At 45.9% G+C, this 14627-nt stretch carries 9 protein-coding genes; 4 read left to right on the forward strand and 5 right to left on the reverse strand.

Features of this window, described 5'->3' with window-relative positions:
- Both ACLFWI_RS14435 and ACLFWI_RS14440 read left to right on the forward strand, forming a co-directional pair.
- Positions 1–2433 (forward strand): ATP-binding protein (locus ACLFWI_RS14435; RefSeq protein ID WP_446413491.1); only part of this gene is annotated, 2433 nt, incomplete at its 5' end.
- Positions 2434–2439: 6 nt separating this feature from the next.
- Complete coding sequence (locus tag ACLFWI_RS14440; protein ID WP_446413492.1) at positions 2440–4023, forward strand: ATP-binding protein; 1584 nt, start codon at positions 2440–2442, stop codon at positions 4021–4023.
- Between the two features lie 14 nt (positions 4024–4037).
- On the opposite strand, the gene ACLFWI_RS14445 is transcribed toward ACLFWI_RS14440, so the two are convergent.
- The 5 genes from ACLFWI_RS14445 to ACLFWI_RS14465 form a co-directional block, all read right to left on the reverse strand.
- Positions 4038–4763: a hypothetical protein gene (locus ACLFWI_RS14445; protein WP_446413493.1), complete on the reverse strand. Its 726-nt coding sequence runs from the start codon at positions 4761–4763 to the stop codon at positions 4038–4040.
- A 30-nt stretch (positions 4764–4793) separates the two neighbouring features.
- Complete coding sequence (locus ACLFWI_RS14450; protein ID WP_446413494.1) at positions 4794–5687, reverse strand: hypothetical protein; 894 nt, start codon at positions 5685–5687, stop codon at positions 4794–4796.
- A gap of 67 nt (positions 5688–5754) precedes the next feature.
- Positions 5755–8805 (reverse strand): carboxypeptidase regulatory-like domain-containing protein, encoded by a 3051-nt coding sequence (locus tag ACLFWI_RS14455; protein WP_446413495.1) that lies wholly within the window; start codon positions 8803–8805, stop codon positions 5755–5757.
- A gap of 249 nt (positions 8806–9054) precedes the next feature.
- A complete protein-coding gene (locus ACLFWI_RS14460) occupies positions 9055–9891 on the reverse strand; it encodes a P pilus assembly protein, chaperone PapD (RefSeq protein WP_446413496.1) in 837 nt (278 codons plus the stop codon).
- A gap of 129 nt (positions 9892–10020) precedes the next feature.
- Positions 10021–10512 carry a hypothetical protein gene (locus ACLFWI_RS14465; RefSeq protein ID WP_446407023.1) on the reverse strand — a complete coding sequence of 164 codons (492 nt, stop codon included), beginning with the start codon at positions 10510–10512 and terminating at the stop codon, positions 10021–10023.
- A 380-nt stretch (positions 10513–10892) separates the two neighbouring features.
- Between ACLFWI_RS14465 and ACLFWI_RS14470 the strand changes: the two genes are divergently transcribed.
- Together ACLFWI_RS14470 and ACLFWI_RS14475 are read left to right on the forward strand one after the other, a co-directional pair.
- Complete coding sequence (locus ACLFWI_RS14470) at positions 10893–11855, forward strand: hypothetical protein (protein WP_446413497.1); 963 nt, start codon at positions 10893–10895, stop codon at positions 11853–11855.
- A gap of 113 nt (positions 11856–11968) precedes the next feature.
- Positions 11969–14551 (forward strand): glycogen/starch/alpha-glucan phosphorylase, encoded by a 2583-nt coding sequence (locus ACLFWI_RS14475; RefSeq protein WP_446413498.1) that lies wholly within the window; start codon positions 11969–11971, stop codon positions 14549–14551.
- Positions 14552–14627: the final 76 nt, after the last annotated feature.

The raw sequence follows: 14627 nt of genomic DNA on the forward strand, positions 1-14627 counted from the left end.
GATTATGCCTGGATTGGTTTAACTGACCTCCAAGGTCAAGTGGTTGCCAGTACGGGTGGTATTCTCTCCGGTGAAAATGTCTCAACCCGACCTTGGTTTAAACAGGCTAAAATCAGTCCCTTTGTGGGTGATGTTCACCCAGCAGTATTGTTAGAAAAATATCTTCCCAATCCCACAAACCAACCCTTGCGCTTTGTAGATATCGCTGCACCTGTATGGGATAAGAATGGGCAATTTCGCGGGGTTTTAGGGGCGCACCTGTATTGGCAATGGGCAGAAAAAGTTCAGGAGAATTTACTCGATCCTGTACAGCAACGGGAACAGGTTGAACTGTTGATTCTAGCGGCTGATGGCACGGTGCTAGTGGGTTCTCCTGAGGCGCAATTGTCCCCTCTGGCGTTGGTGAACTTGAGGGAGTCTCAACCTGGAGAATCGGGTTATCGGGTGGAAACCTGGTCAGATGGCAAACCTTACCTGACGGCTTTCCAGAAAACGAACGGGTTTCAGACGTATCCCGGATTAGGATGGATTGTACTGGTGCGACAACCCACACCCCTTGCCTTTGCCGCCGCTAGACAACTCCAACAGCAGATTTTTCTGTGGGGATTAGTCCTGGGTTTCGTCTTTGCCAGTGGAAGTTGGCTGTTTGTTGAACGTATCACTCGCCCCCTACTGGGGATTACGGCGATCGCCGATCGTCTGCAACGGGGTGAAAAAGAGGTGAAAATCAAAGTCCTACCAGGGAAAGATGAGGTAGCCAGACTCTCAATGTCGTTCAAGAAACTGATGAACACACTGGGACAAAAAGAACAAGCCTTGTTAGCCACCAACGCTAATTTAGCCGCCGCCAAGCAACAGTTAGAGGACTATTCCCGCACCTTAGAAGTGAACGTTCAACAGCGAACTCAGGAATTACAGACGGCTAAGGAAGCGGCTGATGTTGCCAATCGTGCTAAGAGTGAATTCCTGGCAAACATGAGCCACGAATTGAGAACACCCCTGAATGGTATCTTGGGGTATGCTCAAATTCTCAAGCGAGAAAAAACTCTGAGTGCCAAGCAACAGGATGGTTTAGAGATTATTCAGCACAGTGGTGAACACCTGCTTACTCTAATTAATGATATTTTAGACCTGTCTAAAATAGAAGCGCGAAAAATGGAACTCCATCCGAGTGAGTTTCATTTGCCTCAATTTCTTAAAAGTATTGCTGAACTTGTTCGCATTCGTGCTGACCAAAAAGGAATTGCTTTTACTGAGCAATTTTCTGCCTCACTACCTGCGGCTGTGCGGGGAGATGAGAAACGGTTGCGACAGGTGTTGCTGAATTTGTTGAGTAATGGGATTAAGTTTACTAAAACGGGTGGCGTGGTGTTTAAAGTGGGCTATGTAACCGAGATGGAAAATGGACAGGATCAGGGAGAAGGAGCTGAGTTAACTCAACATTCACTCAGGACGGATATTGCAGCGAAAAACTCCACAGGAATCGGCAAATTTCGGTTTCAGATTGAAGATACAGGTATCGGAATGACACCTGAACAAGTAGCCGAAATATTTTTACCGTTTCATCAAGTGGGTGAGCATTCTCGTCAAGTGGAAGGAACAGGATTGGGACTCGCGATCGCTCAACGGTTCGTGCAAATGATGGGCGGGGAAATTCAGGTTAAAAGTAGTTTGGGTAGGGGGAGTATTTTTTGGCTGGATTTAAGGTTGCCGCAGGTTCAAGCCAGGAGAATTATTCCTCGAAGTAACTTGGGCGAAATTACGGGATTTAAGGGCTTACCCTATAAGGTTTTGGTTATAGACGACAAGTGGGAAAATCGCTCGATATTGGTTGATTTTCTGGAACCGTTAGGATTTAAACTGATTGAGGCAAAAGATGGGCAAGATGGATTGCATAAAGCCAGGACATTGAAACCAGATATTATTTTTACCGACTTAGTGATGCCAGTGATGGACGGTTTCGAGACGATCAGACAGCTCCGCCAAGACCCCCAGTTTCAGACTGTAGCAATTATTGCCATGTCTGCCAGTGTTTTTGATTACAATCGTCAGCAAAGTTGTCAGGCAGGTTGTGATAATTTTCTGCCTAAACCAATTCAATTGCCAGAACTTTTAGAACAGTTAAGGATTCATCTGGGTTTGCAATGGGTGTATAAAGAGTCAAAGGTCAAAAGTCAGACAACCCAAGTCAGCGATAGTGAACCATTGCTGAATAGTAAAGTCATTGTCCCACCACCGGAAGAATTGGCAATCTTGTTCGATCTAGCTATGCGAGGTAACATTAAGGGTATCATAGAGCAAGCCATTCTTCTGGAACAAGCGAATCAATGTTTTGTACCGTTTACAACCCAATTGCGCCACTTTGCCAAAGGGTTTCAGGAAAGACGGATTCGAGAGTTCTTGAAGGAATATATGAATAGAGAAGTAGAGTGATTGAGTATGGATATAGAACAAGGGATAATTCTAATCGTTGACGATAATCCCACGAACTTGGGCGTATTGTCCGATTGTTTGAGCGGTTCTGGCTTTGAAGTCTGGATTGCTCAAGATGGAGAAAGCGCGATCGAACGGGTAGACTATGCTCATCCTGATATTATCTTGTTGGACGTACTCATGCCAGGAATTGATGGCTTTGAAACCTGCCGTCAGTTGAAAGCCAACCCATCCACTCAAGACATTCCGGTCATTTTTATGACGGCGCTTTCTGACACAGTGGATAAGGTGAAAGGATTTGAACTGGGTGCAGTGGATTACATCACCAAACCCGTTCAGCATGAAGAAGTTTTAGCCAGAGTCAGAACTCACCTAACAATGCGCAAACTGACACAGAAACTGCAACAGAAAAACGCCTGTCTGAAACAGGAAATTCTTGAACGTCAGCAAGCACAAGAGGCACTCCGGCAAAGTGAACAGCGCTTACAAAAGCTAGCGAAAAATGTACCGGGAATGCTTTACCAATTTTGCTGGCGTCCAGATGGTTCAATGGCTTTTCCCTATGTTAGTCCTGGCTGTCGCCAAATCTATGAACTCGAACCTGAAGTTATCCAGGAGAATGCTAGAGTAATTATTGAGCTAATTCACCCGAATCATCGCGAGTATTTTGATCAATCCGTTGCCATTTCAGCCCAAACTTTACAACCCTGGAACTGGGAAGGACAAATCATTTTACCATCCGGTCAGTGTAAATGGATTCAAGGTGCAGCTCGTCCAGAACGACTCGATAACGGTAGTATTCTTTGGTATGGTATGGTTATGGATATTAGCAAGCTTAAGCAAGCCGAAGCCGCCATTTCCATGGCGCTGACGAAAGAAAAGGAACTCAATGAATTAAAATCCCGCTTCGTGTCGATGACATCCCATGAATTTCGCACTCCGCTAACGACTATTCTTTCATCGGCTCAAATGTTGGAATATTACAGCCACAAGTTGACTGAAGAGAAAAAAATAATCCACCTGCATCGAGTGCAAAGGGCGACCAACCAGATGATTGATATGTTAAATGATATGTTAGTCCTGGGCAAAGCCGAAGCGGGTAAAGTTGAATTCAATCCCACCTCTCTGGATTTGCCCTCCTTGTGTGGTGAACTGATAGAAGAGTTACAACAGGGGATTGGTAAAGGACATCATATTGAGTTTACCTGTGAGTATAATACCCCCAAAACCCCAAACAGCATTGCTACCTGTTTAGACGAAAAACTGGTGCGGCATATTATTGGCAATTTGCTCTCCAATGCGATTAAATATTCCCCCGAAGAGTCTACTGTGCGACTTTCTTTACTCTATTCGCAAAAGAACGCTATTTTCACGATTCAAGACCAAGGAATTGGCATTCCCGAAACAGACCAGCAACGACTTTTTGAAACGTTTCACCGGGCGGCTAATGTGGGTAATATCGAGGGAACTGGATTGGGACTGGCAATTGTCAAAAATAGTGTGGACGCCCACGGGGGAACGATTACCTTATCCAGCGAGGTCAATGTAGGTACAACGTTTACGGTTACGCTACCGTTAATATATCTTTGAGTCGAACAAAACGTCTAAATAAGTAGCTCTTCAGATGGAATCCCCATTTCTTCGGCTATGGTTTCCGCCCATATCTCTAGTTCCATCCATTCTGTCTCACTTACCTCAGTCTTGATTAGTTTGAGAGTCGCAAATGTCCATTCATGGTTGATTATTTCTTGAATCATCAAAGCATCTGCACATAGAGTTAACCCCAGTTGTTCCTCTTCCTGACTGGGTGGTGGTGCTAGATGCTGTAATTGTTCCTCTACCTGCTGCCATCGCTGTGGACTGATTAATTCAGCGATTTGAGGATGAAGTCGTTGCCAACTAACAGGTGGAGACACAGAATTGAAGTGAACAGCTCGATAGAGAATACCCCACCAGGCTTCTAAAGCAGCCCAGAGCCGTCGATGTATAAAATGACGCTCAACCCAATCTTTAAATTCACTTGCTACTCCGGAAGTTGTTTGCTCTGCTAGTTGTTGTATCGTCTCCCGAATGGCTGGCTCTGGATTTTTCTGTTGCTGTATCGACTCTGCAACTTGTTCGTGAAGTTGCCCCAGGGAGGCTGAATGCTCAATTAACGCTTCAGGTATACCCATTGCAGACAGGAGCGGTTTTGCCCACGGCAATGTCACTATTTTAGTAGCTTCTAACCAAGCCTTTAGCTGATTCGGTTTGGCTGCTTGAGTTGTGGTTGCAGCTATAGCGGTAATAGCATTAAGGGCGTCAAGATCGATTGAATTAGAATCATTCATAAAACTCTTTCTTGTGTTTGACAAATTTCTTTAAGCTTCTGTAATTGTTTGACCCCAAAGCTCATCCCAGGCTTTGTAAATGACGTTTCTCCATCCTTGAGGTAAGCCACCTGAGTTATTCTGATCATCACAGTTATTTCTGACCCAATCACGAATGCAATTTCGCAAGCCCCTTTGCTGAGTTCTGTACTGGTCTTGATGTCCTTCCCAATAACCGTACTGAGGATGTGCTTGAGATTTATATCTATGGTTGTGGTAAAGATTGTGGGGATCGTTGTTCAAATCCTGCCAGCGTTCAATCAATCCTCGATGAATGTTACGACCGTTGAAAGTGACACCATCAATAGTATGGGTTAATCCACCGAATAGATAACTCAGAATCTTTGCCAAAATTCTCAAACAATCAGGATTAAGTCCCCCAGTCGGTACAGTTTGAGTTTGTAGATAATCACCTCTTTGTAGATATCTATTAACTGTTGGTTTTCTATAAGTTATTCCAGTTGGCTGCAACAGATTGGTCATCTCAGATGCCAGCAATTCTTCTCCCTCTCGACTTCCAGGATTGTATTCCCCTGCTTCTGATTGGCGCTGCATTGGTTGGTGTTGCGTTTGCGTATTAATCTTATCCACCATCGGACGAACTGTTGGTGGTGTCTTTGACGCATAAACTGGAATGTTCGCAGCGTTGTAACTGAAGCGTTCTGCCCCCAACTTTTGCTCTTCAATAGAACGGGTATCCTGCTGCTCTTGTTGTACCCTAGACGGGAAACCCAACGGACGTGTCTGCAACAGATTAGTTGCAGGTAACTCTGCACTTCTTGCTTGGATGCCGTTACCGAACCCACGGGTTTTCAACGGATTGGCAGGAGGAGTAAACGTGGACTCCAAAGAAGCTTTTTTTGAGATCGGCTGCCGGGTACTCATGACTACCTCTGCTGCTCTTGAAAGTCGGATACCTTAAGTCCTCATATTATAAAGTAAAATAGTTAGATTAGCCATCTACAGAGGTCGGTAAATTCAGATTCAGTTCCTGGAAAAATTCCGAACTATTTTTCAGATCAATCGTCTGGGGAAACGCAGGCTGATTGTTGATTTGCAGGCGGTATTTTCCTTGCTGTAACCGTTCTAAATAATACACGCCAGCATCGTTAGTAATGGAAAATGACCGAGTACCAGCATCCGGTTGGATGGCTTCAACTCTCGCCCCACTCACAGGTTGACCTTGGTTATCGGTGACAATTCCAGATATTGTGTAAGACTGAACCAAGGGAATGAGAATCGGTGTATAACTCCCCGCCACCACCTCCACCGCCAAGGCTTCATTGATTACTTGCCAATCAAAGGGAAAACCCGCCGGATCAAAGTCGAGGCGGTAGGTTCCAGGGGATAAATTCATGATGATGCGATCCTCTTGAATATCGGCGCGTAATGATCCCAGAGACTGCTGATTCACCAAGAGTAAGGTGGAGTCAGTGTAGTATTTTTCCCCCGGATCAGGTTTGCCATTTTGATTGCGGTCAAAAAAGGGTTGAATCAAGAGTCCGCCTTGGGTGCGGAGATAGTCGGTTTTGGTGTCTCTGGGGGTAATCCCTTGCTGTAGATTGAGACTGGAGACGAGGTTTAAGCTGAAGGCGGAGTCATCGGAACTTACGGATATCCCTTGATATCGCGCTTGTAGGCGTAAACCAGGTAAAATCGAGGTTCCGACTGAGGCGACAATTCCCGAACCGCGAGAACCCATCCCATAGCCTAGTTGGGCATCCCAGAGGGGGTTTCCATCCCCCGATTTTTGGGGGGAACGATAGCGCCAAGTGAGGCTGGCTAAATAATTATGACCATTTTGGTTACGGGTATCATAACCGAGAACCAGGGCATGACCTGTACTTAAGCTATCAGAAAAACGATAACCGAGTTCGGACTGGGTGCTAATTTCATTCCCCAATGACCGAAATTCCCATTGATTCAGGCGTTGAATCAGGTTCCACCGGAAACGGTTTTGGGTATCGACGCTGAGACGGGCAAAGGTAAAGGCATTTTTGTTGCTTAAGGCTAATTGTACACCAGCCGCCGTCGCATCATTGGTGCTGGTATTGGCAAATAGGGTGAAACCGGGAAAGACTTGGAAGGTAGCATTCAACCGTTGGGCGAAGCGATCGCTAGTGAATCGGGCGGTAAAATTAGGGGAGGGTTCAAAGAGTACGTTGGCGTTAATATCCCAGTCGGACTCCTCTGTACCACTTAGAACCGAAACCGCGGCTTGTAAGGGAAACCCGGTGGGCTGAAAAAAGAGTTCGCCTACTCCCCGCAGGGATTGATCATAAACCGCACCCGCCCCTAGGGTTAAGCTATTAGAAACCCCCCAGCGTCCCATTACACCACCTTGGATGTCGCTAAAATTCCCCAATAGTCCTTGATTTCCCAAGCCAGATACTTGTCGCCGCCATCCTCCAGAGACAATAACGGCTGTTGATCCGGCGGGGATTTGTCCGGGAACATTGGAAAAGGTAGCGTCTCGAATTTCTGGGGTTTCCGTGAGTCGCCCTTGGGGATAGAGGAGGATGCGATAATTATTAAACGATTGACTCTCAAATTCCACATCCTCGAAGCGGTAGACACCCGAAGAATCCACCAGAACTTCTGCGATCGCGTCATCACTTAATCCTCGCACCAAACGCACTAATGTTCCCGGTTCCGCTGTTCCCGAAATCGTGCGCCCGATTTGCGCCGCTTGTAGGCGTTGACGGGGATCAGAACCGCCATAAAGTTGCAGTTGGGGGATAAAACCATTCCGTTGAATCGTGGTGAATCCCCAATAATCTCCTGGACTTTGACTACGCCAGAAGGGGGGTTGAGATCCAATAATATAATCCACCGCATCCGTTTGGCGTTGAAATCGCGCTTCCGCCAAACTCCAGGTATCGGAGGAAAAGAGTTGGGGTTGATTGGCGCGGATATACCAACTCCCCCCAAATATACTCCCCACAGCGGATACATTTCCCCGATAGTTCGGTGATTGAGTCGCCGTTCCACTGGCATCAATTCGTTGTTCAACAGCGGAAAGAGAGAAGCCAGATGGTGCAATTCGAGGTAATCCTTCGGTTTGCACAATTACCTCTCGTTTTCCCCGTTGACGCCGTTGATTTAACCAGGGGGCTTGAATTGAAACCGCATAATCAATAATATCAAATTCGATTTCTACGCCGAATAAGGTTCGCACATCCGCCACGGAAAACACTAAACCTAATTCCGAATCCGTCTTGAGTTGACTGGGGTTGAGGCGAACCACCTGAGTTGGCGATCGCAGTTCGATTTGATTGTCGGGTAAAATAGTGGCGGTTAATTTTAAAGCTTTAACGATGGCGTCGTAAGGTAATAACCACTGATCAAAGTTAATCGCATTTTCCCCATCTTCTTGTCCGCGAATTAAGGTGCTAGTAACTACCGGGCGATTGTTGACTTTGATTCCCACCAGAAAGGAGGAGAAGTCATCAGGAACTTGGGCGATTGAAAATTGAGTTTGCGGAAGAGTTGATATATCTGGGTTTTGGGGGGGTAATGTGTCGGGTTGGGTTGTAGGTTCCTCGTCAGTGAGTTTTTCGGGTTCGGGTCTTGAATTGGCAGGATTTAAACTAGGATTTGAGTTTTCTGGGGGAGATAAAATATTCGATGTTGAATTATTAGCATCAGCCGGATATAAAGTCAGATCAAGATTGACAGGATTGAATTGAATAGAAGAAGTAGAAGCAGAAAATTCGGGTTGTATTGACTGATTATCGGAAATGCTGACTGAAATTGGTTGTCCGAGTTTGGCGGCGTTAGAGGCTTCTATCCCTTCTGGCAAAGTCGGTAAATTCGAGTCGGAATATTCCGGTAAGAATAATTCCGGTGAACTCGGAATCGAATAAGATGCGACAGGATTTTGGGTTGGAGATGTTGGCGTGTTGGCGATTATAAATGGATGTTCGCGAACTTTATCTACCTTGTCTGGAGCGACTTGGTGTACGATTGCTGGGGGTGAATGTGGCGGTACGGCATGAAACATAGGGCAGATATTAACGTCTGCTTAAAAAAGGTGGGATTTTACGTTCATAGTTCATAGTTCATGGTTCATGGTTCATGGTTCATGGTGCATGGTTCATAGTGCATGGTTCATGGTTCATGGTGCATGGTAGCAATCAACAATCAACGATGAACAATCAACGATGAACAATCAACAATCAACGATGAACAATCAACAATCAACCATCAACAATCAACAATCAACAATGAATAATTCGACCGGATAAATGCTTTATTGCTCAGGAATATTGAGATTAACGCTAAAGGGCAGTTGGTTACGATTATCCTCACCCCAAGTTAATTCTCCAGTCAGTTGGTAGTTACCAGGGAGAAGTGCTAACGGTTCCGATTCGGGATGATTATTCAATATCAAGTTGCGATCGCTTTGTGCCACAATAGCAGTCGGAACTGATTCTCCTGTTTGGATAATTTTTTCTCCCTGCTTTAACTGCCAGTTAGCCCCTAACCGGACAGAAGCATCGCCGATATTTTTGACCAATAATTGAAGTGTTTTTTGATTGGCATTAAACTCAGCGCTGTCAACAGTTAAGTTAGGAGATACATCCCCTTTACGGATATAAACAGTTGTCGCTACGCGAGTGATCACACCCACGTTTTTACCACTACCATTAACCGACTCTTTTAAGGTTTCAGCAAAAACGGCTGTGCGGTATTCTCCATCGGGTAAGCTGGGAGCCAGGATTGCTCTTAAACGTACCCGCCGCGTTACTCCTGGTGGTATGGTTAATTCTCTGGGGGAAAATTGTAGATAGGGGCTAAGATCATTCGGATCAGAGGGTAAGGTTTGAAATCCTTTATCGCGATCGTAGGTAAAAGGTTCAGTGTAAATTCTTGCCCGTAAGGGTGTATCACCAGAATTAATCACATTAATCATTGTTTGCGCTTGACCCCGGTTAGTCTCGGCTTCAATAATTAAGGGTGATGCGCCAAGCTGTGCTAAGGCTGTGCTACTCAACAGGAAAGCGGCTGATAAAGCACCGCTACCAATTTGAAATGCTTTGACAGCGATTTTATAAAAAGAGTTTAATTTTGGAGTGGAATCAAGCATGGTACTAACTCCTGTAGGTTAAAAAATTTGGCAAGTGAATAAATAGCTGCTAGGGTTATATTACCCGCGTTTTACCTAGCAGCTAATTGACGACGAAACAAGACTGAAACTTGATCAAGAAACCTATGACTAGGGGGCTACAGTCAAGCGCACATAAAAGTTGTAGTCACCACTCGGAATAAATCCCGTCGTCGGAGTTGTTGTCATGTCAACTGTCAATTCAGTTTCACCTGGAAGAGGTACGGCGGCTGGAGTAGCGGGTGCAACAATAGCGACAACGTTAGCGCCAGTACCTGTAACACCAACAGTGGTTAATGCGGTATCATGCTCGTAACCATCAACTGTTCCGTTTTGAGCAGGAGCATCTGCTGTTAGTGTGGCAAGAACATTGTTGCAGGTAAGTTTAGCAGTACCAGCCGTACCACCATCAGCAACAGCACTGCTTAGGGTGGTTCCGGCGAGAAGTCCTAACGTTCCATCAACAACATCGCTAAACGTACAAGATTCAGGCACATTAGCAGTAAAATTAACATCAGTACTTTCCTGAGCTTGTGCCGCAGAAGTGAATCCAACAGTACCGCACAGAACTAAAGTAGAAGCGATTAGGGTCTTACGAATCATTGGCTTGAATTCCTCAAAAGCTTTGTTTGATTGACAAGTCAATCTTATTTAGACCTACCGCCTTAAAGAATCGGGTAAATTACGGGAATTAATTTAGTCTGACAGAACTAAAATCCGTGTATGTACGGAAGATGAGTGGATAAAATTATGAGAATCCTCGCCTAACAGCTACTTCAATAAACCTGAAAACCCATATTCAGCCTAGATTGTATGGATAGATTGGGAAAACAGAGATGATCATATTTATCAGCAGCCATTTCCTGGTGACACTTACCCATCAACTCGGAAGAGACTCGGGTCAATCAATGAGGGGTTTGACCCCTTATCCCTTAAAATAATCTAGATATGGGGATTCTCTAGGATAAGGATTATTTGTCTCTATGAAACAGGCGATTCGCGTGGTACTATCACTATTGCCCCTACTGGTGCTGGGCATAAGTAGCGATCGCGCTGACGCCACGCCTACTCAATGCCGTCAAATTCGCCAGGTACGCCGCCTCGCGATTCAACAAGGTTTAGACGACGAAAACTTGGCTACCCTAGAAGCGCAATACTGTGATACCGCCCAACCCTCAGCAGTAGAAACCATTCCACCGCCAACCGCTAGCCAGGAATGTCTGGATCTCACCATCATGACGCGACTGGCGCGACTGTCTGACGGAAATAGCAATCTGGTGCGATTAGTCGAGAGTCAGCAACAATTCGCCTGTGGATTAGCGGATACCTGGGGAAGGGCAATTATTGAATACCCGAATGGACAACGGGCAAAAATTGGTGATAATTGGCAGTATCCCAACGGAAAAACAGCCAAATTTGGCGCAATTTGGAACTATCCCAACGGACAAACGGCAAAAATTGCCTCTCGCTGGTACTATCCCAATGGGGAAATTGCTAAATTTGGCACTCGCTGGAGTTACCCGACAGGACAATCAGTAAACTTTGAAAATCTGGTAACCTGGGCATGCAGTATGATAAACCGGGGTGAATGCGCCTCACGATTATTGGCGTTGCGAAATACCAATGATTTTTGGAGTGAAATGGCAACCTTAGAGTTAGCTTGGCAAGCGTACAGTCAATCAATTGTAGGGGCGGGTTTAGGGACTAAATTTCGCTATTCACCGATAACGGAAAAACAAAACCCGCCCGATCTCACCGATAACTGCTCAACAAAACCCGCCCTTATATTACCTTTTAACCAGTGGTTTAAACCTCCGGGCGTTGAACGGTTTCTAAGGGAAGCGATCGCACCTGAGGTGGACAAGAGTGCACCAACGACTTCGCGCCAAGGCATAACAGATTTTTACACAGACGTTCCGGATCGCAGTCTGGTGCGGTTAAGCTGACAGATAGAGCGAAAGCAAACCCCAACGTCTGATACCTTGGCATCGCCAATTTTAGAGACTAGAGTAGCAGGGGGAACGATATTAAATCGTGTCATCAGTAACAACCAGTCTGTATGAATAACCAAGTTTTTGAACCCAATAGCGATCAACCCATCCAATCGAACGTCTGCCTCCCGGAAATTCAAGTAGAAGACGATCGCACCGGGATGACAGTGGAGACGCTAAAACGTGCCTTCGCCGATAACTTGTACTACATCCAGGGCAAGAATGAGTTCTTAGCCACCCCCTACGATTACTACATGGCTCTGGCTTATACGGTACGCGATCGCTTGCTGCATCGGTGGATTAATACCGCGACAACCTACCTGCAAAAAGAGGTCAAGACCGTTTATTATCTCTCAGCAGAGTTTTTAATGGGTCGTCAGTTAAGCAATAACTTGCTCAACTTGAATATGTACGACCGAGTTTGTCAAGCCTTAGAAGAATCCGGATTAAAGCTAGATGACTTAATGGCACTCGAACCCGAACCCGGACTGGGAAATGGCGGGTTAGGGCGTTTAGCCGCCTGTTTTCTGGATTCCCTGGCTACCTTAGAAATTCCCGCCGTTGGCTACGGAATTCGCTATGAATTTGGCATCTTCGATCAGCGCATTGAAGAAGGCGCTCAAGTCGAACATCCGGATAAATGGCTGCGTTTCGGCAACCCTTGGGAAATCCGCCGTCCCGAGTTAACCGTTGTCGTCAAGTTTGGCGGACATACCGAAGGGTATCATGATGAGAAAGGTCAATATCGGGTGCGTTGGATTCCCGATCGCAAAGTCTTAGGAACCCCCTACGATACACCTGTACCGGGATACCATAACAACACCGTCAATAGTCTACGTCTATGGCGAGCCGGAGCCTCTGAAGAGTTCAACTTCCAAGTATTTGACAGTGGAGACTATTCGGGAGCGGTGACAGACAAGATATTCTCCGAGAATATTTCCAAAGTCCTGTATCCCAACGATAATACCTCTCAAGGTCAACAACTGCGGCTAGAACAGCAATATTTCTTCGTGAGCTGTTCACTCCAAGACATCATCAACACCTACCGCCGCACTCACCGGAATTTTGACCAGTTCCACGAAAAAATCGCCATCCAGCTCAATGACACCCATCCCTCGATTGGGATTGCCGAATTAATGCGGCTGTTGGTGGATAAATATCAATTGGGATGGAACCGAGCCTGGTACATCACCAAGCATACCTTTGGCTATACCAACCATACCCTGCTCGCCGAAGCCCTAGAGCGTTGGCCCGTCCGCTTATTCGAGCGTTTGCTGCCGCGACATCTGGAAATTATCTACGAAATTAACCATCGCTTCCTGGAACAGATCAAAGTCAAATATCCCGGTGATGGGGAACGGTTGCAACGCATGTCCCTGATTGAGGAAGGTGGGGAAAAATTCGTCCGCATGGCACACCTGGCTTGTGTCGGTAGCCATAGCATTAACGGGGTAGCCGCACTCCACACAGAGTTGCTCAAGCAGCGAGTGCTACACGACTTCTATGAAATGTTCCCCGAACGATTCAATAACAAAACCAATGGCATTACCCCGCGCCGCTGGCTATTGCTGAGTAATCCCCAACTTTCCGACTTGATTACGGAAAAAATTGGTGATAGTTGGGTGACTCACCTGCAAGACTTGCAAAAACTGGAAGCCTTTGTCGATGATCCGGAGTTTCGCCAACGGTTTGCTGCGATTAAGCAGCAGCACAAGCAAGAGTTGGTGGACTATATTCTATTGTTTAATGACGTAGAAGTCGATCCCAATTCCTTGTTTGATGTCCAGGTGAAGCGATTACATGAATACAAGCGTCAGTTGCTCGATGTCTTGTATATCATTACCCTCTACAACCGAATCAAGCGCAATCCAGGCATCGATATTCTGCCCCGAACCTTCATTTTTGCAGGCAAGGCGGCTCCAGGCTACTACATGGCGAAGTTGGTGATCCGGTTGATTAATGCTGTAGCTAAAGTAGTCAACAACGACCCCGATGTCGCTGGTCGGATTAAGGTGGTATTTATGGAAGGATTTTCTGTCTCCTTGGGTCAGAAAATTTATCCGGCGGCTAATCTTTCCGAGCAAATTTCCATGGCGGGCAAAGAAGCTTCGGGTACTGGCAATATGAAGTTTGCCCTGAATGGAGCGCTAACCATTGGCACTCTGGATGGAGCAAATATTGAGATTCGGGAAGCTGTGGGGGCTGATAACTTCTTCTTATTTGGTTTAACCGCACAAGAGGTCTATGACTTGAAATCCCGGGGATACAATCCGATGGACTACTACCATAGTAATGCTCAATTAAAAGAAGTGATTGATCGCATTGCTGCGGGTGATTTGTGTCCTGAGCATCCAAACTTGTTTAAGCCAATTGTGGATTCACTCCTCTACAAAGACGAGTACCTGTTGTTTGCCGACTATCAATCCTATATCGATTGTCAAGATCGCGTCAGTCAAGCCTATCGCGACCAAGAGAATTGGATTCGCATGTCGATTTTGAATACAGCTCGCACCGGCAAGTTTTCCTCAGACCGCACAATCCGAGAGTATTGTCAAGATATCTGGAAGGTTGAACCGATCTCGATTGACATTGAGGAATACGTGCAAGAAGAAGCCGGGTTGAAGGTGACGAAGCCACCTCTTCATATTTAAGTCAAATTGTGATTAATTGAGGTGCATCACATTAATGATCAACGTAGGGGTTTGGTCTCCAAACCCCTCTCCAAAC

The sequence above is a fragment of the Coleofasciculus sp. genome, assembly GCF_046539235.1.
In the GTDB taxonomy this organism is placed as follows: Bacteria; Cyanobacteriota; Cyanobacteriia; order Cyanobacteriales; family Coleofasciculaceae; genus Coleofasciculus.

Excerpts from the sequence above, each read along its gene's own strand:
- ACLFWI_RS14465 (WP_446407023.1), bottom strand. The coding sequence starts at position 10,512 with ATGATTCGTAAGACCCTAATCGCTTCTACTTTAGTTCTGTGCGGTACT.
- ACLFWI_RS14445 (WP_446413493.1), bottom strand. The coding sequence starts at position 4,763 with ATGAATGATTCTAATTCAATCGATCTTGACGCCCTTAATGCTATTACC.
- ACLFWI_RS14475 (WP_446413498.1), top strand. The coding sequence starts at position 11,969 with ATGAATAACCAAGTTTTTGAACCCAATAGCGATCAACCCATCCAATCG.
- ACLFWI_RS14450 (WP_446413494.1), bottom strand. The coding sequence starts at position 5,687 with ATGAGTACCCGGCAGCCGATCTCAAAAAAAGCTTCTTTGGAGTCCACG.
- ACLFWI_RS14460 (WP_446413496.1), bottom strand. The coding sequence starts at position 9,891 with ATGCTTGATTCCACTCCAAAATTAAACTCTTTTTATAAAATCGCTGTC.
- ACLFWI_RS14470 (WP_446413497.1), top strand. The coding sequence starts at position 10,893 with ATGAAACAGGCGATTCGCGTGGTACTATCACTATTGCCCCTACTGGTG.
- ACLFWI_RS14440 (WP_446413492.1), top strand. The coding sequence starts at position 2,440 with ATGGATATAGAACAAGGGATAATTCTAATCGTTGACGATAATCCCACG.
- ACLFWI_RS14455 (WP_446413495.1), bottom strand. The coding sequence starts at position 8,805 with ATGTTTCATGCCGTACCGCCACATTCACCCCCAGCAATCGTACACCAA.